The following is a 20,287-nucleotide window of genomic DNA, read 5'->3' as shown; positions in this document are numbered from 1 at the left end:
ATACCAGTTTCGCCGGTTGGTGCGCTACTGCTATCGTGAAACATGAGTACCAAGAGTAGCGCTATCGTCACGCCGCAGGCACTGCTACCGACGACATCGTCTCGATCCGGTTTGTGGTGGGGCTTGCTCGGAGTGCTGGCGTTCTCGTTCACCGTTCCGCTCACGAGAGTCGCCGTCGCGGATCTCGACCCCTTGTTTGTCGGTGCGGGCCGCGCCGTCGTCGCCGGAGTCCTTGCGATTGTGATGCTTTCGGTAACTCGCGCGACGCTTCCGACGCTTCGGCAATGGTTGCGCATCGCACTCGTGACCGTTGGCGCGGTTCTGGGGTTTTCACTGTTCACCACGTTTGCGTTGCAGACATCGCCGGCAAGTCACGCGGCGGTGGTGATCGGTCTACTTCCCGCGGCTACTGCGGTTTTTGCCGTCGTTCGAGGAAAAGAGCGCCCCAGTTCGGGATTCTGGTGGGCAAGCGCCGCCGGTGCGGTGTCCGTCGTAGGGTTCGTGGCCGTCGCAAACGGTGGACTCGGCTCGTTCCATCTCGCTGATCTTCTTCTGTTCGCCGCGGTTGTCTGTGCAGCGCTGGCATATTCGGAAGGTGCGTTGCTGGCTCGCGAGATCGGGTCGTGGCAGACGATTGCCTGGGCATTGATTCTCGGACTGCCGGCAACGATTGCGTTGACGGTGGCGTCCATGGCACAGGCCCCGGTCTCTGCCGATACGAATTCGTGGCTTTCGTTTGCCTATCTGGGGTGCGTGAGTATGTTTCTCGGGTTCTTCCCCTGGTACCGGGGCCTGGCGATCGGTCCCATTTCCACAGTGAGCCAAACACAGTTGGTTCAACCGGTACTCAGCATCGCGTGGTCGGCGCTGATACTCGGTGAGGCTTTGTCCCCCTCGATCATGGCCGGTGGCCTCGTCGTGATCGTGTGCGCCTGGCTTGCTTTGAAGGCCCGAGTGGCAGCGCCGCGTGCTGTGTCGGCACGCGACGCGCCTACTGCTGCAGATGGCTCAGAAAAGCGGCCCGCCGCCGAAGGCACTGCGATGTGACGCCGGTTGTTTCCCGTTGGCGTCGGTGATCCCGTATTCGACAGCCGTTTCGGCGGTGACCAGAGTGTGACCGCTGCGCGCGTTCACTTCTGGATCGTTGGCCAACGCGGTGATGACCTGACCGACGAATTCGGGGGTTTCGGCCTCGGCCAGCGAGAAGCCTTCGAAGCTCTCGATTCCGCTCGCTTCCATGCGTTCGTTGCGGATCAATCCGAGCCAGAAGGACAGCGCGGTGACGCCGGTTCCCTTCAATTCGACGGCCATGTCCGCAGCCATCTTGTCCAAGCCTGCCTTCGACATGCCGTACAGCACCGAGTGCAGGTACCCGCGGGTCCCGAATGACGAGATGTTGCCGATCACTCCGCTGCCCCGGGGAACCATCAACTTGGCCGCTTCCACCGAAGCAACGTAATGGGCGCGTAGCCCGATCCCGATCAGTGAATCCCAATCGTCGATCGGCCTCTTCCAGAACGGATCAGCGAAGCCTGCATAGCCGGCCGGGTTGGCCCAGACGTTGTTGACCAGGAGATCGAGGCGCCCGGACTGTTCGTCGGCGATACGGGCAAACAGGTCGACGATCTGCTGATCGTCGCTGTGATCGCACTGCACGGCAATGCCGTGACCACCGCGCTCGGTGATCTCCGCTGCGGTGCGATCGAGCGGGCCGTCGGCGCCGACGGTTCCTCGTGCCGTCACGTACACCGTCCAGCCGTCGCTTCCCAAGGCGAGGGCAATGCCCTTACCGACGCTTCGGCTGGCACCGGTTACGAGCGCAACTTTTCCGTTCGTCGTCATCGCGGCCCACCCAACGAACCCTCGGCGATGTCAGCGTCAGGGGACAGGGGAGTGGTGATCGACCACGTCTCCGTGAAGTGGCATTGACTCATTTTCCACACACCGTCCTCGATCACGTATTTGTCGTCGTATTCCCCGGTCATCAACTTCTCGGTGCGTCCGACGGTGTCGACCTGGCGGAACTGCAGGGTCCATCGACCTACCGCGGAAGTCTCCGAGGTCAGTGCGATATCGGGATGCAATCCGTGATGCATGTCGAGGACCGCGTACCGGCCGTCGACCTTACGAAGGGCGATCTTCTCGAAGATGTCCGCCATCGGCCCCGCGTCGTCGAACGCGCCGAGACGGCCGTAGTCGATCGATGCTCCGGAACGGATGAAGCTGTTGCGGAACTGAACTGGATCCTTGGCGTCACAAGCTCGCCAGTAGCCGTGCTTGAGCTTCTTGATTTCCTCGATCTGTTCGAGCGCGTCGAGGCGTTGTGCGAGATCCAACGTCGGTCCTTTTCGTCTGGGTTTCCCGGAGACATGTCGGATCGACTGTAGGGTGTCCTCAGTCACATGTGTGTAGTTTTTCCCAGTGACCGGTCAGGAAATGGTGTCGGTTTCGCTCGAGGATTCGTCGCCGGTGAGCGTGATCGCAGTCGAGTCGCTGAAGACGCTGCCCCAGAGCTCGCCGAGGGCCGGATCTTCTTCGGCGTGTTCGGGCGCCATCATTGCGAGCAGATTGTTGATCAGCATCCCGTTCGCGATGAACAAACGCGCTTGCTCGGGCGTGCAGCCGGTGCGCTCGCGCAGCAAGGTGTAGATGCCGGACATGGCGTTCCGGGACACGGCGGCGACATCATCGGTGCTGGTGGCGAAGCCGTGCAACATGACAAGCAGTAGATCTCGGTCGAGAACCAGTTCGCCGTAGGCGGATCCGAGCTCGGCCCAGAATTGCGGATTGCTCGGATCGATCGTGACCGTATCCAATTTGTCGTTGAAGGTGCGCACGATTTCGTCGAGCGCGCGCGTGAACACCGAGTGGAACAGATCTGCCTTGGTTCCGAACATGCGCACGACGTAGGGCTGCGAAACACCGGCTTCCTTGGCGACGGCGTCGGTACTGGTCCCTGAGTATCCGCCCTTTGCGAATGCTCGCGTTGCCGCGGCAAGGACGAGCGCGCGACGTTCGGGTGCGCTCATCCTGCGGGTACGTGGTTCAGCTGCACCGATCGACATGTTGACACGTTATCACCGGATAGCTTAGTTTCGACTTAAGTAATCATTCGATGCCTTAAGGCACCTTCACTCGAGGAATCACGATGACCGTTTTGACGAAGTCCGGATCGGACGCCGCATCCGGGTCGGAAAGCAGTGGAGGACGTAAGGTTCCGATCGCGATAGCGATGGTTGCTGCTTCTCTGCCCATGTTCATGGCCACCCTCGACAACCTCGTGATGACGAGCGCGCTGCCGGTGATCGAGAAGGAACTGAACGCGTCCGTCGGGCAACTTCAGTGGTTCATGAACGCGTACACGCTCTGCTTTGCGACACTGATGCTTTCGGCGACGACCCTCGGCGATCGGTGGGGGCGCCGCAAGATGTTCGTGTTCGGGATCGGGCTGTTCACGGCGGCGTCGATTGCTTCGGCACTGTCGACGACACCGAGCCTGCTGATCGCGGCCCGAGCTTTTCAGGGCGCCGGCGCTGCCGCGATCATGCCGCTCTCGCTCACTCTCCTCGTGGCAGCGGTGCCGGAAGCCAAGCGCGCCATGGCAATCGGCGTGTGGGGTGGAGTCTCCGGACTGGGAATCGCGATGGGTCCGGTTGTCGGTGGAGCAGTAGTCGACGGGTTCTCATGGCAGGGCATCTTCTGGATCAACGTGCCGGTTGCGATCGTCGCTGTTCCTCTCGCGCTGTACGCGTTGCGCGAATCGACCGGTCGCACACAGCCTCTCGATCTTCCCGGTGTCGCGCTCGCCGGGCTCGGTGTGTTTCTGGCGGTGTGGGGAATCGTTCACGGCAACGACGAGGGCTGGGGATCCTTCGGAGTGGTGGCGTCGCTGGTGGGTTCCGTAGTTGCCTTGGCGCTGTTCGTTCTTCGCGAGATGAAGACGTCGCATCCGGTGATGCCCCTACGTCTGTTCCGCTCACGCAGCTTCTCGATGGCCAACGTCATCGGCTTGACCTTCTCGATCGGAATCTTCGGGGCGGTGTTCCTGCTGTCGCAGTACCTCCAGATCGTGATGGGCTACAGCCCGTTCCAAGCAGGCCTGCGAACGCTTCCGTGGACGGCAGCGCCGATGATCTTCGCGCCTCTCGCCGGTTTTCTGGCACCGAAGGTCGGGCTCCGTTCGCTCCTGCTGACCGGGCTGTTGCTCCAGGCCGGAGCCCTGTTCTGGTTGGCCGCGTTGATCGGTCCGGACGTGACGTACGCGTCGTTGGTTCCGGCGCTGCTGATGGCTGGCATCGGCATGGGCTTGACCTTCGCGCCGAGTTCGACCGCGGTACTCGTCGACATGGACGAGCCCGATCACGGAACGGCCAGTTCGACGAATTCCACGCTTCGTGAGATCGGTGTTGCTCTGGGAATCGCAGTTCTCACAGCGGTCTTCCTTGCAGCCGGCGGTGCGCTCACTCCGCTGGGCTACGGCGATGCGCTGACACCCGCTCTGCGCGTCGGCGGTTGCTTCGTGTTGGTCGCGGTGGTCGCGGCGTGGTTCGTGCCCTCGCATCGCAAGGCCTGAGCACTGCTGTGCGCCTTTATTAACCGCCGGGGGTTAATAAAGGCGCACAGCAGTTTACGAAGTCGGGTCCCCCGGAAACGCTGAGGTGGCCGGAGCGGTTCCCAGCGCGGAACGCCAACCGGCACCGCGGATTGCAGCATCGGTGAGGCCGTCGATTCCGAACGTGCGGAGTTGGTCGGTGTCGACTTGTTCGACAAACGCCCGGTAGGTCACGGCAGTGTCGGCTTCGATCTGCGCAGCCAGTTGTGCTGCGGTAACGGCATCGGTCACCGGGAACGGAATCTCGTAGGCCGCCGCGGCGGTCGGCGGGGTTTCGCCGGCTTCGGACGAGAGTGCCACCAGAGCATCGCGTCGAGCGCGGTGCGCAGCTGTATGCGTGGCAACTTCGTTGACGCGGGCAGGGTTCGAAAATGCGGCGACTACTCCGTAAGCGAAGATCGCGGCATTCTCGGATTCGATGGCGGTCAGCAAGGCAGAGCTCTCGGATCGACGGGTGTGCGAAGTGATCACGGAAGCAACACCGCAACCTGGGTTGAACACGACGCGCTGATCGAGCCGAGCAAGCCTGCGCGATAGCCGGACATCGTCCGCGCCAGGTCTGCGGCACTGCGCGCCGAATCGGCCAGCGAGGTACCCAGCGCGTCGACGCCCGTAGGAGCGTTCGCGGCCGAGGTCGACGGCGATGCAGTGGTCGTGGCGCTGCCGCCCGCTGCCCGCGCGATCTCGGCGTCGAGTTCGAGTGCATGCGCTGTTCGTTCGGCGCTGATCGTCGTGAGCGAGGCCGACTTGTCCGGTGCAAGAGCGATCGCGGCGGTTGCCGCTGCCGCGTCCGAACGGGCTCTCTCGGCCTGGGCCGTCAGCTGGTCGACTTCTGCAGCCGCCTCCGCTGTGCCGTCGTCGGTGCAGGCGGACAAGGTGAAGGCTGCAGCGCCCAACGCTGCTGCGGTTCCCGTCATCTTGATCGCACTCCGCCGGGAGAGTGGGGTAGTGGTCATGGGCGTCAGCACCAGTCCATCGTGCCAGGTGGTCGGCCGATCGTTCGAATCCGCGGGTCGTGTTCAACTGTGACGTGCGTCGGGCACTCTGGTCACGGAGGCGCGCAATGAGCGGTACTCTTGGATGCTTGCAGCATGTGGCACCTGGTGTCTTTTCATGCTCGCAGCCGCCCACGTCGACCGTCGACACAAGTCGGACAATCGACGACAACTGAAATGAGGAGTTCGCGAGATGCCGGTGCCATCCAGGGAGAGGGTGATCGAGCTGATCTCCGAACTCGTGCACGCCCAGGGTTACGACGTCGAAGACGTAGTCGTGACCAATGCGGGCAAGCACAGCGCGGTGCGCATCATGGTCGACAGCGATGCCGGGATCGAACTCGATGCCGCCGCAGAGGTCAGCAGACTCGTTTCGGAACTCTTCGACAGTCTCGAGGAAATCGGTGAAACGCCGTACACCCTCGAGGTGACCTCGCCGGGAATCGATCGTCCGCTGACGCTCGAGCGTCACTGGCGTCGAGCGCGGGGACGTAAAGCGCGCATCGATCTGGCCGGCGAGACCGTGGTGGGCCGTATCGGAACGTTGAACGAGGATTCGGTTGCGGTTGTCATCGGTGGGCGCGGCGGACTGAGCGTGCGAGCGATTGCCCTGGCCGACGTGCAGAAGGCAGTCGTTCAGGTGGAGTTCTCCAAGCCCAGTGAGGCGGAGTTGGAACTCGCGGGCGGCATCCCGGAGGGCCGTGCAGTCCCGTCGGATGCGGTTGATGTCGGTGTCGACGGCGCTGAAGACGACGAAGCAGAATTAGAAGACGTAGAAAACGAAGAAGGGTTCGACAAGTGAATATCGACATTGCAGCGTTGCGAGCGATCGAAGCCGAAAAGGGTGTCTCGATCGAAACTGTGATCGCCACGATCCAGACCGCGCTGCTGACGGCGTATCGCCACACCGAGGGGCACAAGCAGAACGCTCGGATCGACGTCAACATCAAGACCGGTTCCGTGCGAGTGATGGCGCACGACACCGATGCAGACGGCAACATGATCGGCGAGGAGTGGGACGACACTCCTGAAGGATTCGGGCGGATCGCGGCGACAACCGCACGCCAGGTCATCCTGCAGCGCCTGCGCGACGCCGAGCACGAGCGCAGTTTCGGTGAGTTCTCCACCCATGAGGGTGAGATCGTCGGCGGTGTCATCCAGCGTGACACGCGAGCGAACTCTCGTGGAATGGTCGTCGTTCGCATCGGCAGCGAATCCAACGGCGCAGAAGGGCTGCTGCCGCCGGCAGAACAGGTTCCCGGCGAGAACTACGAACACGGTGAGCGCATCAAGTGCTACGTCGTCGGAGTTGCTCGCGGCGCCCGTGGCCCACAGATCACCCTGTCGCGGACCCACCCGAACCTGGTACGCAAATTGTTCGCCCTCGAGGTTCCGGAGATCGCGGACGGCAGCGTCGAGATCATCAACGTCGCGCGTGAAGCGGGACACCGTTCCAAGATCGCCGTTGCCTCACGCGTGCAGGGACTCAACGCGAAGGGCGCGTGCATCGGCCCGATGGGTCAGCGCGTCCGCAACGTCATGAGTGAACTCGCGGGCGAGAAGATCGACATCATCGACTTCGACGAAGATCCGGCGACCTTCGTCGGCAACGCACTTTCCCCGTCGAAAGTGGTCTCCGTCACTGTCGTCGATCCCGAAGCTCGTGCGGCCCGTGTCATCGTGCCCGATTTCCAGCTTTCCCTGGCCATCGGAAAAGAGGGCCAAAATGCCCGCCTGGCTGCGCGGTTGACGGGTTGGCGTATCGACATTCGCAGCGATGCGGCACCCGCTGGAGATACGTCCGAGCGGCCCGCCACGTCCAACGGATAACGGTGGAATGCAGTGATCGAGACGGTTCGGCGGTAGAGTGGACAATGGTTCGACGTGAGTCCTCGGATTCTGCGCGCGTGAAACCCGGTTCGCCGGTCAGAACGTGTGTGGGGTGCAGGGAACAAGGGTCGGCTGTCGATCTGTTGAGGGTCGTGGTTGGTGAGCAGGGGCCGGAGGGTTCCCCGCTGATCCCCGACGTATCGCGAAGACTCCCCGGTCGAGGTGCATGGCTGCACCTGGATCCGAGTTGTCTGAGCCTGGCAGAGCGGCGCCGAGCATTCAGCAGAGCACTGCGAGTGTCCGGAAATCTGGACACGTCCGCTGTCGACCAACTGGTCGACGCAGTTCACACAAAAGCAGTACCTCTCGAGAAGAACAGGCACAAGCACTCATGAGCACACCGTGAAGCACCAACGATGAACGTCCATCGGCGATAACCCGAGGTCGTGCGGGACCCACATCTGTGGGATGCCTCCTGCTCGACCTCATCAGTGAGGAGAGCAGTGGCAGGCAAGGCCCGCGTGCACGAGTTGGCTAAAGAACTCGGTGTCACCAGCAAGGAACTACTCGCAACGCTCAAAGAGCAAGGCGAGTTCGTGAAGTCTGCGTCATCCACAGTGGAGGCGCCCGTCGCCCGTCGTCTGCGGGAGTCATTCCCGTCGGCCGGCGGAGCAGAAACCAAGACCGAGACCGGCGCATCCGCTCCGGCCCGCCCCGCGGCAAAGCCCGGTGCACCGTCGCCGTCAGCTGCAAAGCCCGGCGCCCCGCGTCCCGGCCCCAAGCCGGCCGCACCCGCACCGGCCGCTCCCGCAGCACCGGCACCGGCAGCCCCCGCGGCTCCCGCAGCCGCTGCTCCGGCAGCACCGTCGGCGCCGGTCCCCACCCCGACGTTCAACGCTCCGAAACCAGCACAGCCGGCACGCCCGGCTCCGGCTGCTCCCGCAGCGTCGGCACCGGCAGCCCCCGCGGCTCCGGCCGCACCGTCCACCGGCGCAAAGCCCGGCGGACCGCGTCCGGGACCGAAGGCACCTCGCGTCGGTAACAACCCGTACTCCTCGGCTCCCGCCGAGCGTCCGGCACCTCGTCCGGCTCCCGGCGCACCGCGTCCGGGTGCAGGCCAGGGCGGTTCTCGTCCGGCTCCGGGTCAGGGCGGTCCCCGTCCGGCACCCGGCCAGGGTGGACCTCGTCCGGCTCCGGGTCAGGGCGGTCCCCGTCCGGCTCCCGGCCAGGGTGGACCTCGTCCGCCTGCAGGCCAGGGCGGACCCCGTCCCAGCCCCGGCTCCATGCCTCCTCGCCCGAACCCGGGTGCAATGCCTGCTCGTTCCGCTCGTCCCGCGCCCGGTGGCGGCGGACGTCCGGGTCGTCCCGGTGGCGCTCCCGGTGGTCGTCCGGGTGGCGGCGGCGGTGGATACCGCGGTGGCGGCGCTCCCGGTGCCGGTGCCGGTGCAGGTGCTCCCGGTGGAGCAGCTCCGGCCGGTGGATTCCGCGGTCGTCCCGGCGGCGGTGGCCGTCCCGGTCAGCGCGGCGCAGCGGCAGGTGCATTCGGTCGTCCCGGCGGAGCAGTTCGCCGTGGACGTAAGTCGAAGCGGGCGAAGCGCGCCGAGTACGAAAGCATGCAGGCTCCCGCAGTCGGCGGTGTCAGGCTGCCACGCGGCAACGGTGAGACCATCCGTCTCGCTCGCGGCGCATCGCTGTCGGACTTCGCGGACAAGATCGATGCGAACCCCGCAGCACTCGTGCAGGCGTTGTTCAACCTCGGTGAGATGGTCACGGCAACTCAGTCGGTCAACGACGAGACGCTGGAGCTGCTCGGCGGCGAAATGAACTACGTCGTGCAGGTCGTCAGCCCGGAGGACGAGGATCGCGAGCTGCTCGACAGCTTCGACCTCACCTACGGCGAGGACGCCGGCGGAGAAGAGGACCTCGAGTCCCGTCCGCCTGTGGTGACCGTCATGGGCCACGTCGACCACGGTAAGACCCGTCTGCTCGACGTGATTCGTAAGGCGAATGTCCGTGAGGGCGAAGCCGGCGGCATCACGCAGCACATCGGTGCCTACCAGGTGCTGACCGAGCTCGAGGGCAACGAGCGTCTCGTGACGTTCATCGACACCCCGGGTCACGAGGCCTTCACGGCCATGCGTGCTCGTGGTGCCAAGGCCACCGACCTCGCGATCCTTGTCGTCGCAGCCGACGACGGCGTCATGCCGCAGACGGTGGAAGCGATCAACCACGCCCAGGCGGCCGACGTGCCGATCGTGGTCGCGGTGAACAAGATCGACAAGGAAGGCGCGAACCCGGACAAGATCCGGCAGCAGCTCACCGAGTACGGACTGGTGGCCGAGGAATACGGCGGAGACACCATGTTCGTCGACATCTCGGCGAAGCAGGGCCTCAACATCGACGCACTACTCGAAGCAGTGCTGTTGACGGCCGACGCTTCCCTGGATCTGCGCGCCAACCCGGACATGGACGCTCAGGGTGTTGCCATCGAGGCGCACCTCGACCGTGGCCGCGGCCCCGTCGCTACCGTGCTCATCCAACGCGGAACGCTGCGGGTCGGCGACTCGATCGTTGCCGGTGATGCTTACGGCCGCGTCCGCCGCATGGTGGACGAGCATGGTCAGGACGTCCACGAGGCACTGCCTTCACGTCCGGTCCAGGTCATCGGCTTCACGTCGGTCCCCGGTGCAGGTGACAACCTGCTCGTGGTCGACGAGGACCGTATCGCTCGCCAGATCGCAGACCGTCGCAACGCACGTAAGCGCAACGCGCTTGCTGCGAAGAGTCGTAAGCGCATCAGCCTCGACGATCTCGATGCAGCTCTGAAGGAACATTCACAGCTGAACTTGATCCTCAAGGGTGACAACTCGGGAACTGTGGAGGCCCTCGAAGAGGCTCTCCTCGGAATTCCGATCGACGACGAGGTGCAGTTGCGCGTCATCGACCGCGGTGTCGGTGGCATCACGGAGACCAACGTCAACCTGGCTGCTGCGTCCAACGCGATCATCATCGGCTTCAATGTCCGCGCCGAAGGCAAGGCAACGGAGCTGGCGAACCGCGAGGGCGTCGACATTCGCTACTACTCGGTGATCTACCAGGCCATCGACGAGGTCGAGAAGGCTCTCAAGGGTCTGCTCAAGCCGGTGTACGAAGAGGTCGAGCTGGGCAAGGCAGAGATCCGCGCCATGTTCCGTTCGTCCAAGATCGGCAACATTGCCGGTTGCTTGGTCACTTCGGGCAGCATCCGTCGCAACGCCAAGGCACGTCTCATCCGCGACAGCAAGGTCGTCGCCGAGACGGTCACCATCTCCTCGCTCAAGCGGGAGAAGGAAGACGCAACCGAGGTTCGCGAAGGCTACGAATGTGGTTTGACCGTCACCTATTCCGATATCAAGATCGGTGACGTTCTCGAGTGCTACGAGCTTCGCGAGAAGCCGCGCGACTGATTATGTCGACACGGGCGTTGGGGCGGACGCACGTGAGTACTAGCTGACATGGACTCTCTCGGACTTGAACATACAAGTCCGGGAGAGTCCATTCGGCTCTGTCTAGGGGGAAAATGTTTGTAGGGGCACTGGAGTTCGACATCCTTTTCGGCGATGTCCACTCACTCAAGGAAAAGCGTTCGATGCTGTCGCCGATCCTGACGGAACTCCGTCGATTCGGCGTGAGTGCAGCGGAGGCAGGGGAGCAGGGACGCCTGCGTCGTGCGCTCGTCGGCGTCGGTGTGGTCAGCTCGTCCGTCGATCACCTGCACGATGTTCTCGATCATTGTGAACGGGCAGTGGCCGAGCGTCCGGAGATTCAGTTGCTGGCAGTGCGAAGGCGTATCTTCGGCCCGGAAGACTGAGCGTCACCGATCGGTGTCAGTGAGCCACGCTTCCAGGCGCCGTACCGAATCGAGTTCGTCGGCAAGGGATTCGGCGTCTCCGGGACCCAGTGTGACGGCGTCCACCGCATCGCGTATTTTTCGCGCAATCTCGATTTCGCCCAGCGCAATGGCGATCTCGGCGCGAGCGGTCAGCGCTTTCACCAGATCCACCGCGTCGGCGCCAGGGAATCGACGTAGTCCGACGTCCAGAACCCGAGCGGCAGTGCGATCGTCGTTCTTGAATTCCCGAAGAATGCGGGCGTTGTCGACGACCCTTGCCAACCCTTTCAACGACTTCGATCCGCCGTACTCGAGGTCTTCGGGTTCGTCACGCTGAATGAAGATGATGTTGTTACCCGAGGGATCGACGACGGTGAACCGACTCTGACCCGGCCGGAAGCGCGTGATTCGAGGCACGCCCTTGGCGAGGACCTTGCCGTAGCTCGACACGTCCGAGCACGGGAGAAGTGGGACGGTGGTCTCGTTCTCGACTACGGAATCGATATCGGTCACAGGATTCTCCTCGATGCGATCAGGGTGGGGCCGATGTGTCGATGCTCACGCCCGATGCACCCGGTTGCCGTGGAGATCGACGACGGCCCTGCCGGCGGTGTGAATGTGGTCGAGGACCTCTGCGTATGGTGATTTGGTTGCCGGGTAGCCGATGGACGAGACTGTTGTCGGTAATAATTCTTGTTAACCAGAACTTTGATCGATCGAGTCACCTCGATTCGAGTGGCCAGGTAGAGGAGACTGACAGTCATGGTAGATCCAGCCCGGGCACGCAAGTTGGCAAAGCGTATCGGAACCATCGTCGCGACGGCGATCGATCACGAGATCAAGGATCCGCGACTCGCATTTGTGACCATCACGGACACCAAGGTCACCAACGATCTGCACGACGCGACGGTGTACTACACGGTCATGGGCGAGAAGGTCGATTCCGCGCCTGATGTGGAAGCCGCAGCCGCAGGTCTCGAGAAGGCCAAAGGTGTTCTGCGCTCGAAGGTCGGTGCCGGAACCGGAGTCCGCTTCACACCGACTCTGACGTTTGTCGCCGATACCGTTCCCGACACCGCGCGTCATATGGAAGAACTGCTGGCCCGTGCCAAGGCCGCCGACGACGAGGTCGCCAAGGCGCGTGAGAACGCTCAGCCCGCCGGAGATGCAGATCCGTACAAGGAGCCGCGAGCAGCTGCAGACGAAGACGAGGCGTCGCCAGATGTTCGTGAAGCCGACTGACGCGCACCGAGAATGACGATCACCGCACTTTCGGACGTCGACCCCTGCGAGGCGAAGTTCGCTCAGGTGGCCGAGGTTCTCGAAGCAGCACACACGGTGACAATTCTCTGCCATGTGCAGCCGGATGCGGACACGATCGGTAGCGGACTTGCACTCGGCCTCGTTCTCGAGCGTCGGGGCGTTTCGGTGCAGGTCGCGTTCAGTCGGCCGTCGGCGCTGCCCGAGTCGATGGGTGATTTCCCAGGTGTCCACTTGCTCGTGGCGCCCACCGATGTTCGTGAAAGCGTCGACGTCCTGGTGACCGTGGATGTCGGGAGCGAGGGCCGGCTCGGTGAGTTGGCGAGTCGACTCGCCGGCGCGAATCGCACGATCGTCCTCGATCACCATCGCTCCAATTCCGAATTCGGAACGATCAACGTCGTCGACGAAACCGCGGCGTCGACGACGGCACTCATCGCACGCTTCTTCGATGCGTGGGGAGTTGCGATCGATCGCGATCTTGCGCACTGTCTCTATGCCGGACTGGTCACCGACACCGGCTCCTTCCGGTGGGGTGGTCCGCTTCCGCATGTGCTCGCGGCGCGTTTGCTGGCGACCGGCATCGACGGCGACGCGATTGCGCGCAAGCTGCTGGACACCCATCCGTTCGGGTGGTTGCCGATGCTGGCTTCGGTACTCGGGTCCGCGGTGCTGATTCCGGAAGCCGCAGACGGCCGTGGGCTGGTGTACGCGGTGATCCGACGCAGTGACATCGGTGATCTTCGTTCCGAAGAGATCGAGAGTGTCGTCGATATCGTGCGAACCACTTCGGAAGCCGAAGTTGCCGCGGTACTCAAGGAGTCGGTCTCCGGAAGCTGGTCGATCTCGTTGCGGGCAAAGTCGGCGATCGACGTGTCGGCTGTCGCTGAAAGTCTGGGTGGCGGCGGGCATCGGCTGTCGGCCGGATATACCGCGACCACTTCCAGCGACGAGATTGTTGCCGCGCTCGTCGCGGCACTCGGCTGAATCCGCGGCATTGAGCGAATCCGACGCCACCTCGGCGGGATCTTCAGCAGCTGATTTCGACGTCACTGGACGACGAATCTTTTCCCTCGCCTTTCCGGCGCTCGGGGTGCTGGCGGCCGAACCTCTCTATCTGTTGTTCGACATCGCCGTGGTCGGCCGACTCGGGGCGCTTCCGCTGGCCGGGTTGGCGGTCGGTGGTCTGATCCTGTCGTTGGTGAGTACGCAGCTGACCTTCTTGTCGTACGGGACGACGGCGCGCGCGGCACGGCTGCACGGAGCGGGCCGCGAGCGTGATGCGGTGTGCGAGGGCGTTCAGGCGACCTGGCTGGCGGCCGCGATCGGCTTGGCCTTGGTGGTGATCGTGCAGGTGATCGCCGGCCCGTTGACTTCGGCGGTGGCCGGGACTCCTGACATCGCCGCGGCTGCGGAAAGTTGGCTTCGGATAGCAGTATTGGGTGTACCACTGATCCTGGTAGCCCTGGCAGGCAACGGGTGGATGCGCGGGGTTCAGAACACGGTGCGACCGCTGCGGTTCGTCCTTGTCGGCCTGGGTATTTCGGCGATCTTGTGCCCGATTCTCGTTCATGGTTTGCTCGGTGCTCCGCGTATGGAACTCGAAGGGTCGGCTGTCGCGAATCTGGTCGGCCAGAGCGTTTCGGGTGTCCTGTTCGCCTGGGCGCTCATTCGTGAACCGGTCTCCGCCCGACCGCATTTTGCGATCATGCGGGCGCAGATGCTGATGGGCCGTGACCTGATTCTGCGCAGCCTCGCATTCCAAGCGTGTTTCGTCTCTGCGGCCGCGGTGGCGTCGAGGTTCGGTGCTGCCGTCGTGGGTGCACACCAAGTTGTCCTCCAACTGTGGAACCTGGTTTCGCTCCTTCTCGATTCACTGGCCATCGCCGCTCAGACGCTCATCGGGGCTGCACTCGGCGGCGGATTCGCAGCCGCGGCGAAGAAAATGACCTGGCGGATCACCGCATGGTCGACGGTATTTGCCGTGGTGCTCGCGATCTTCTTTGCCGCCGGCCACTCCGTGATCCCCGGACTCTTCACATCCGACGCCGAGGTGCTCGGTCAGATGTCGATCGCGTGGTGGTTCTTCGTCGCGATCATGCCGGTAGCGGGAATCGTGTTTGCACTCGACGGTGTTCTACTCGGTGCCGGCGACGTGGTGTTTCTGCGCAACGCGACCATGCTCTGCGCAGTTCTCGGGTTTCTGCCGGCGATCTGGCTCTCCCTCGCCTACGACTGGGGGCTGGCCGGAATTTGGGCAGGGCTTACCGTGTTCGTAGTACTTCGGATGGTCGCGGTGTCGTGGCGAGCGTTTTCCGGCAAGTGGGCCGTGACAGGTCCGGCGACGGCGATGCGCGGAAGTTCAACTGAGGAAGCAGAGGGATCGTGGCAGCAAAGTTGATGGCGGTGAGCGACATTCATGTCGGTCACAACGGCAACAAGCCGATGACGGAAGAACTGTTTCCGGATTCGCCTGACGACTGGCTCATCCTCGCCGGTGACGTCTCGGAGAAGACGGACGACATCCGGTGGGCGTTGAAGCTCCTTCGCAGCCGATTCGCAAAGGTCATCTGGATTCCGGGCAACCACGAGCTGTGGACGACCGCCAAGGATCCGGTTCAGATTCACGGAGCGCCGCGGTACGAATACCTGGTCAACATGTGCCGCGAACTCGACGTCATCACGCCCGAGGACCCGTTCCCGGTGTGGGAGGGAGACGAGGGCCCGGTCACGGTCGTCCCGATGTTCCTTCTCTACGACTACTCGTTCCTGCCCGCAGGTGCGCGAGACAAGGAACACGGGCTCGAGATCGCGCGGGACAAGAACGTCGTCGCCACCGACGAGTTCCTACTCTCACCGCAGCCGTATGCAACGCGCGACGCGTGGTGCCGGGCGAGAATCGAATACACCCAGGCACGGCTGGACGCGCTCCCCGAAGGCACAAAAACCGTTCTCGTGAACCATTTCCCGATGGTCCGGCAGCCGACGGATGTGCTCATGTATCCGGAGTTCGCATTGTGGTGCGGAACCACTGCGACGGCCGACTGGCACGTGAAGTACAACGCGGTGTGCTCGGTGTACGGACACCTGCACATTCCGCGAACCACGTACTACGACGGCGTCCGCTTCGAGGAAGTCTCACTCGGATACCCGCGCGAATGGCGTCGGCGCGGTCTGCCGGAGAAGCTGTTGCGTCAGATTCTTCCCGTGCCGGAGTACCCGCCGGGAACGCTCAACAAGTGGGGTGGCCACTTCAAGGTCACGCCCGAGCAGGAAGCCGAAGTCGAGCGCATGCGCGCCGGACGCTGAGAGGTATCGCTACGTGATCGAACAGATTCTTTCCGGTGGGGTCGCGACGGCCGAGGCCTTCGTCGATCCGCCCGGTCTGGTACCGCATCCCAGCGAGGAGGCATTGATCGGCCGCGCCGTCGAGAAGCGTCGTCGCGAGTTCGTGACTACTCGGCACCTGGCGCGTCAGGCGATGGGCAAGCTCGGTGTTCCGTCTGCTGCCGTGATGCGCGGCGAGCGTGGTGCCCCGCTGTGGCCGCAAGGAGTGGTCGGGAGCCTCGCCCATTGCGACGGCTACCGCGGCGCTGTCCTGGCGTACTCCATGCAGGTCCGCTCACTCGGGATCGACGCCGAACCGCACGGCCCGCTGCCGGACGGGGTTTTGCCCGCGGTCAGCATCGAGGCGGAACGAACGTGGCTGGGTGCCCAGGAGACCGGCGGTCCGGTGCATTGGGATCGAGTGCTCTTCTGCGCGAAGGAAGCCACGTACAAAGCATGGTTTCCGCTCACCGGGCGTTGGCTGGGGTTCGAGGACGCCCACATCACTTTCGAGGCGGAGTCGGACACTTCCGGAACTTTCACTTCACGTCTGCTTGTCCCCGGTGAGGCGACGTCCGGTCCGCCGCTCACCTCTTTCGACGGCAGGTGGTTGGTGTCGGACGGGCTCATCCTGACGGCAATTTCGGTGCAGTGAGCGCGACTGGCAGAATCGGCACACGTGTCAGCTCGTGAAAAGCCTTCCTCCGGTCTCGTCGGCGCCGGAATCCTGATCGTCGACAAAGAGGCAGGTATCACCAGCCACGACGTGGTCGCTCGATGCCGCAAATTGTTGAACACCCGCAAAGTGGGACATGCCGGGACGCTGGATCCCATGGCGACCGGCGTCCTTGTTCTCGGCGTGGAGCGTGCGACCAAGTTGCTCGGACTCCTGGCGCTGACCACCAAGGCGTATTCGGCGACCATCCGTCTCGGTGCAGCGACGGATACGGACGACGCCGAGGGGGAGGTCCTGACCTCCGCAGACGCTTCGCAGGTGACGGACGCGGAGATCGCGGCGATCGTGGCCACGCTGACCGGAGACATCAAGCAGATCCCGGCGAGCGTGAGTGCTATCAAGGTCGACGGTCAGCGCGCACACGCACTGGTGCGAGCCGGAGAAACCGTCGAACTCGCGCCTCGCCCGGTAACGGTGTCGACTTTCGAGGTTCTAGCGCGGCGAGATGTCCCGGGAGGATTCGTCGATCTGGATGTCGACGTGGAGTGCTCGTCCGGTACGTACATCCGCTCGCTCGCACGTGATCTCGGTCGTGAGTTGGGCGTCGGCGGTCATTTGACGGCACTGCGCCGCACCCGCGTCGGGCCGTTCACTCTCGAACATGCGCGCACGCTCGAAGATCTGGCGCAGCAGCCGGGTGTGAGCCTCGACATCGATCAGGCCGCGCAGACGGCCTTTCCGCATCGGCAGATCACCGCAGAAGAAGCCGAGGCGATCAGCCAGGGGCGCTGGCTCGAGCCGATCGGGATCAAGGGGATCTGTGCGGCCATCGATCCCACCGGTCACACGATTGCGCTCCTGCAAGAGAAGGGTCGACGCGCCAGCTCGGTGATGGTCGTGCGGCCGGCGACGCTGCGCGGATGATCGTTCGCGAGCGTCTCGACGGCGACCTCGACGGTTGCGTCGATGTGCTGGCGCGGGTCCACGAGTGCGACGGATATCCGAGCACATGGCCGCTGAACCCGCACCGCTGGCTCAATTCGCCCACACTGGTGCAGGCGTGGGTCGGTGAGAGTGACGGCCGTGTTGTCGGTCATGTCGCCGTCGACAGCGAGGTCGGAGGTGCGCCGGTAACCGCGGGATCGACAGCTGTGTCGCGACTATTCGTTCATCCCCGTGTACGCGGGAAGGGCCTGAGCGGTGCGCTACTCGACGCCGTGACGGATTTTGCAGCCGCGAGTCAGTTGGGACTGGTGCTCGACGTCGTCGACGACGCTCTGCCGGCGATCGCGCTGTACGAGCGTCGAGGTTGGGTGTACGTCGACGAGAGGCTCGCCGACTGGACCCGGGCAGACGGCGTCCGGCCTGTGGAACGTCGATACCGGTTGCCGCTCTGAGCGGTTAGACAAGCCAAATTGCTTGAGCGACTGGGCTTCCCAAGTCGATGGTGTTCGGGCTGTCGCCGAGTCGCACGGATACGGTACCGGCGAAATCGCGGCGCTCCTCGACGGTGATCTCGACATCGAGACTGACGCCGACGGAATCGAAGTACCGGAGCATTTCGGGATCGGAATCGGAGATCCGGGCAACGCGCCCCCGTTCGCCGTTGGCGAAGTCGCTGAGCTGGCGGGCCGGGGGAGTCGGTACCGAACCATCGGTGGCGGGAATGGGATCACCGTGTGGGTCGCGTTCGGGGAAGCCGAGTTTGGCGTCCATCCGGGAGATCATCAAATCGGAAACGGCATGCTCGAGGACTTCGGCCTCGTCGTGGACTTCGTCCCAGCCGTACCCGAGTTCCTGAACCAGGTAGGTCTCGATCAACCGGTGTCGCCGGACCATCGACACAGCAGCCGCGCGGCCGCTGTCCGTCAAGGCGATGGAACCGTAGCGGGCGTGATCGACCAGGCCCTGGTCCGAGAGTTTGCGGATGGCCTCTGACACGGTCGAGGCCGAGACGCTCATCTTCTCGGACAGGAGCTTGGTGGAAACCCGTTCGTGGGACCACTCCTGGATCGTCCAGATGACCTTGAGGTAGTCCTGAGCCACCGACGAGAGCGCGAGCGTGTCGATTGCCGCGTCGTGTGCCGAAGTGTTGTCGCTGTCCGACGCCGATGATGCTTCCGAGGTTCCGGTCTTGTGAGCTGCCACAACGCTTAGCTTAGGCTACGAAATCCGGAACTTCCGTACGTGAGCGGCAGCACAGCGGTGATTCGCTGGGCGGGTCCGAACGTGACCCGCCGCTAGTGGACCCGTAGGCTGCCAATCGTGCTGAGATGGCGTGGTCTCGACGAAGTTCCGGCCGATTGGGGTCGTTGTGTGCTCACTATCGGTGTGTTCGACGGTGTGCATCGTGGGCATGCCCAATTGATAGCGAGAGCGGTTACCGCTGCCCGCAAACGTGGTGTTCCGAGCGTGTTGATGACGTTCGACCCGCATCCCATGGAGGTTGTGCGGCCGGGTAGTCATCCAGCCCAGTTGACGACGCTGCAACGGCGTGCGGAATTGGCTCAGGATCTGGGCATCGACGTCTTCTGCGTCATGCCGTTCACCGCTGATTTCATGAAGCTGACGCCCGAGCGCTACGTCCACGAAATTCTCGTCGAACGCCTGCATGTCGCCGAGGTGGTGGTGGGGGACAACTTCACCTTCGGGAAGAAGGCGCTCGGAAACGTTGATCTCCTGCGTGAGATGGGCGCTCGTTTCGGCTTTGCCGTCGACGGCGTCCAGCTGCTCGCCGAGCATGCGGTGACGTTCTCGTCCACCTATATCCGTTCGTGCGTCGACGCGGGCGACATGGAAGCGGCTACCGAAGCTCTCGGCCGTCCGCATCGTGTCGAAGGTGTAGTCGTGCACGGTGACAAGCGTGGACGCGAGTTGGGATTCCCGACGGCGAACGTTGCACCGCCGATGTTTTCGGCCATTCCGGCCGACGGTGTGTACGCAGCGTGGTTCACGGTGCTCGGCGCCGGTGAGGAACTCGGAACTGTCGTTCCCGGTCGTCGATACCAAGCCGCAGTCTCTGTAGGGACCAATCCGACGTTCTCCGGCCGGACCCGCACCGTCGAGGCATACGTACTCGACACCGAAGCCGACCTGTACGGGCAGCATGTCGCGGTCGACCTGGTTTCGCGGATTCGCGGGATGGAGAAGTTCGACTCGATCGAGTCGCTCGTCACGGCGATGAACCGGGACGTCGAACGCGCACGCGAAATCTTGAGTGAGGACGCAGAGCGCAGCGTTGGTTGAGCGCAGAGCGCAGCGTGGGTTTAGCTTCGCCCCGCGTTAGTGGCGGCGGCCACATTCGCTGTAGGCGTGCGAATGCGCCGCATTACTGCTGGTAGGATCTTCTCTCGGTGCGTGCTGCGGTTTGCGGTGGCCGCGCCCGATCTAGTTCCTTTCACGCAAACGTCATTACAGGAGTGAATCAAGTGGCATTGACCACGGAAGAAAAGAAGGTCGTTCTCGGCGAGTACGGCTTGCACGAGACCGACACGGGATCGCCCGAAGCTCAGGTGGCAATGCTCACCAAGCGCATCACCGATCTCACCGAGCACCTCAAGACCCACAAGCATGACCACCACTCGCGTCGTGGACTGCTCTTGATGGTCGGTCGCCGTCGTCGTCTGCTGAAGTACGTGGCAAAGACCGACGTCGCTCGCTACCGCACGCTCATCGAGCGTCTCGGCCTGCGTCGCTAGATTTTTCTCACGACGCTG

At 63.5% G+C, this 20,287-nt stretch carries 23 protein-coding genes; 16 read left to right on the top strand and 7 right to left on the bottom strand.

The window, feature by feature from the left end; translation table 11 throughout:
- Positions 1-42 precede the first annotated feature (42 nt).
- Positions 43-1,047: a DMT family transporter gene (locus tag ACFQ6Y_RS08175; RefSeq protein WP_378630904.1), complete on the top strand. Its 1,005-nt coding sequence runs from the start codon at positions 43-45 to the stop codon at positions 1,045-1,047.
- Here the strand turns inward: ACFQ6Y_RS08175 and ACFQ6Y_RS08170 are convergent.
- From ACFQ6Y_RS08170 to ACFQ6Y_RS08160, 3 genes are all read right to left on the bottom strand, one after another.
- The gene (locus tag ACFQ6Y_RS08170; protein WP_378630901.1) at positions 1,009-1,842 is read right to left on the bottom strand and encodes an SDR family NAD(P)-dependent oxidoreductase; all 834 of its coding nucleotides are present in this window, start codon (positions 1,840-1,842) and stop codon (positions 1,009-1,011) included. The genes ACFQ6Y_RS08175 and ACFQ6Y_RS08170 overlap by 39 nt on opposite strands.
- Positions 1,839-2,336, bottom strand: a complete 498-nt coding sequence (locus tag ACFQ6Y_RS08165) for a nuclear transport factor 2 family protein (protein WP_019748058.1) — start codon at positions 2,334-2,336, stop codon at positions 1,839-1,841. The genes ACFQ6Y_RS08170 and ACFQ6Y_RS08165 overlap by 4 nt, the downstream gene beginning before the upstream one ends.
- Before the next feature lie 93 nt (positions 2,337-2,429).
- The gene (locus tag ACFQ6Y_RS08160; RefSeq protein WP_378630899.1) at positions 2,430-3,065 is read right to left on the bottom strand and encodes a TetR/AcrR family transcriptional regulator; all 636 of its coding nucleotides are present in this window, start codon (positions 3,063-3,065) and stop codon (positions 2,430-2,432) included.
- 83 nt (positions 3,066-3,148) lie between these two features.
- Between ACFQ6Y_RS08160 and ACFQ6Y_RS08155 the strand changes: the two genes are divergently transcribed.
- Positions 3,149-4,573: an MFS transporter gene (locus ACFQ6Y_RS08155; protein WP_378630896.1), complete on the top strand. Its 1,425-nt coding sequence runs from the start codon at positions 3,149-3,151 to the stop codon at positions 4,571-4,573.
- A 54-nt stretch (positions 4,574-4,627) separates the two neighbouring features.
- On the opposite strand, the gene ACFQ6Y_RS08150 is transcribed toward ACFQ6Y_RS08155, so the two are convergent.
- Together ACFQ6Y_RS08150 and ACFQ6Y_RS08145 are read right to left on the bottom strand one after the other, a co-directional pair.
- Complete coding sequence (locus tag ACFQ6Y_RS08150) at positions 4,628-5,083, bottom strand: ferritin-like domain-containing protein (RefSeq protein ID WP_378630893.1); 456 nt, start codon at positions 5,081-5,083, stop codon at positions 4,628-4,630.
- Positions 5,080-5,529, bottom strand: a complete 450-nt coding sequence (locus ACFQ6Y_RS08145; RefSeq protein WP_378545979.1) for a hypothetical protein — start codon at positions 5,527-5,529, stop codon at positions 5,080-5,082. Before ACFQ6Y_RS08145 ends, ACFQ6Y_RS08150 begins: the two co-directional genes overlap by 4 nt.
- A gap of 271 nt (positions 5,530-5,800) precedes the next feature.
- Between ACFQ6Y_RS08145 and rimP the strand changes: the two genes are divergently transcribed.
- The 5 genes from rimP to ACFQ6Y_RS08120 all read left to right on the top strand — a co-directional run bounded on the left by rimP (position 5,801) and on the right by ACFQ6Y_RS08120 (position 11,287).
- Entirely contained in the window at positions 5,801-6,409 is a 609-nt protein-coding gene (gene rimP, locus ACFQ6Y_RS08140; protein WP_378545724.1) for a ribosome maturation factor RimP, read from the top strand.
- On the top strand, positions 6,406-7,437 hold the full coding sequence (gene nusA / locus ACFQ6Y_RS08135) for a transcription termination factor NusA (protein WP_378533604.1): 1,032 nt from the start codon (positions 6,406-6,408) through the stop codon (positions 7,435-7,437). Before rimP ends, nusA begins: the two co-directional genes overlap by 4 nt.
- Positions 7,438-7,481: 44 nt before the next feature.
- Entirely contained in the window at positions 7,482-7,832 is a 351-nt protein-coding gene (locus tag ACFQ6Y_RS08130) for a YlxR family protein (RefSeq protein WP_095970750.1), read from the top strand.
- A 108-nt stretch (positions 7,833-7,940) separates the two neighbouring features.
- Positions 7,941-10,883 carry a translation initiation factor IF-2 gene (infB, locus tag ACFQ6Y_RS08125; protein ID WP_378449954.1) on the top strand — a complete coding sequence of 981 codons (2,943 nt, stop codon included), beginning with the start codon at positions 7,941-7,943 and terminating at the stop codon, positions 10,881-10,883.
- 113 nt (positions 10,884-10,996) lie between these two features.
- The gene (locus ACFQ6Y_RS08120; protein WP_003942205.1) at positions 10,997-11,287 is read left to right on the top strand and encodes a DUF503 domain-containing protein; all 291 of its coding nucleotides are present in this window, start codon (positions 10,997-10,999) and stop codon (positions 11,285-11,287) included.
- Between the two features lie 3 nt (positions 11,288-11,290).
- Here ACFQ6Y_RS08120 and ACFQ6Y_RS08115 read toward each other — a convergent pair whose 3' ends face one another.
- Positions 11,291-11,821 (bottom strand): hypothetical protein, encoded by a 531-nt coding sequence (locus ACFQ6Y_RS08115; protein ID WP_378630885.1) that lies wholly within the window; start codon positions 11,819-11,821, stop codon positions 11,291-11,293.
- Positions 11,822-12,070: 249 nt separating this feature from the next.
- Here ACFQ6Y_RS08115 and rbfA point away from each other — a divergent pair, with 249 nt between their 5' ends.
- Genes rbfA through ACFQ6Y_RS08080 form a run of 7 tightly spaced genes read left to right on the top strand, consistent with a single transcriptional unit; the run spans position 12,071 to position 17,968 of the window.
- A complete protein-coding gene (gene rbfA / locus ACFQ6Y_RS08110; protein WP_230813034.1) occupies positions 12,071-12,550 on the top strand; it encodes a 30S ribosome-binding factor RbfA in 480 nt (159 codons plus the stop codon).
- Between the two features lie 12 nt (positions 12,551-12,562).
- Positions 12,563-13,555, top strand: a complete 993-nt coding sequence (locus ACFQ6Y_RS08105; RefSeq protein WP_378630882.1) for a bifunctional oligoribonuclease/PAP phosphatase NrnA — start codon at positions 12,563-12,565, stop codon at positions 13,553-13,555.
- Between the two features lie 10 nt (positions 13,556-13,565).
- A complete protein-coding gene (locus ACFQ6Y_RS08100) occupies positions 13,566-14,969 on the top strand; it encodes an MATE family efflux transporter (RefSeq protein WP_378630879.1) in 1,404 nt (467 codons plus the stop codon).
- Entirely contained in the window at positions 14,954-15,877 is a 924-nt protein-coding gene (locus ACFQ6Y_RS08095; protein ID WP_317827802.1) for a metallophosphoesterase, read from the top strand. The genes ACFQ6Y_RS08100 and ACFQ6Y_RS08095 overlap by 16 nt, the downstream gene beginning before the upstream one ends.
- A 13-nt stretch (positions 15,878-15,890) precedes the next feature.
- Positions 15,891-16,550: a 4'-phosphopantetheinyl transferase gene (locus tag ACFQ6Y_RS08090; RefSeq protein WP_378630876.1), complete on the top strand. Its 660-nt coding sequence runs from the start codon at positions 15,891-15,893 to the stop codon at positions 16,548-16,550.
- 24 nt (positions 16,551-16,574) lie between these two features.
- Positions 16,575-17,495: a tRNA pseudouridine(55) synthase TruB gene (gene truB, locus ACFQ6Y_RS08085; RefSeq protein ID WP_378449950.1), complete on the top strand. Its 921-nt coding sequence runs from the start codon at positions 16,575-16,577 to the stop codon at positions 17,493-17,495.
- Positions 17,492-17,968: a GNAT family N-acetyltransferase gene (locus ACFQ6Y_RS08080; protein ID WP_378630873.1), complete on the top strand. Its 477-nt coding sequence runs from the start codon at positions 17,492-17,494 to the stop codon at positions 17,966-17,968. The genes truB and ACFQ6Y_RS08080 overlap by 4 nt, the downstream gene beginning before the upstream one ends.
- A gap of 4 nt (positions 17,969-17,972) precedes the next feature.
- Here ACFQ6Y_RS08080 and ACFQ6Y_RS08075 read toward each other — a convergent pair whose 3' ends face one another.
- Positions 17,973-18,719 carry a metal-dependent transcriptional regulator gene (locus tag ACFQ6Y_RS08075; RefSeq protein WP_283303847.1) on the bottom strand — a complete coding sequence of 249 codons (747 nt, stop codon included), beginning with the start codon at positions 18,717-18,719 and terminating at the stop codon, positions 17,973-17,975.
- A 117-nt stretch (positions 18,720-18,836) separates the two neighbouring features.
- Between ACFQ6Y_RS08075 and ACFQ6Y_RS08070 the strand changes: the two genes are divergently transcribed.
- Together ACFQ6Y_RS08070 and rpsO are read left to right on the top strand one after the other, a co-directional pair.
- Positions 18,837-19,817 (top strand): bifunctional riboflavin kinase/FAD synthetase, encoded by a 981-nt coding sequence (locus ACFQ6Y_RS08070; RefSeq protein ID WP_283303848.1) that lies wholly within the window; start codon positions 18,837-18,839, stop codon positions 19,815-19,817.
- A gap of 182 nt (positions 19,818-19,999) precedes the next feature.
- Positions 20,000-20,269: a 30S ribosomal protein S15 gene (rpsO, locus tag ACFQ6Y_RS08065; RefSeq protein ID WP_003942254.1), complete on the top strand. Its 270-nt coding sequence runs from the start codon at positions 20,000-20,002 to the stop codon at positions 20,267-20,269.
- Positions 20,270-20,287 lie beyond the last annotated feature (18 nt).

Source organism: Rhodococcus sp. NPDC056516 (assembly GCF_042794655.1).
Classification (GTDB): domain Bacteria; phylum Actinomycetota; class Actinomycetes; order Mycobacteriales; family Mycobacteriaceae; genus Rhodococcus_F.
This window is presented reverse-complemented; position numbering and strand designations above follow the sequence as displayed.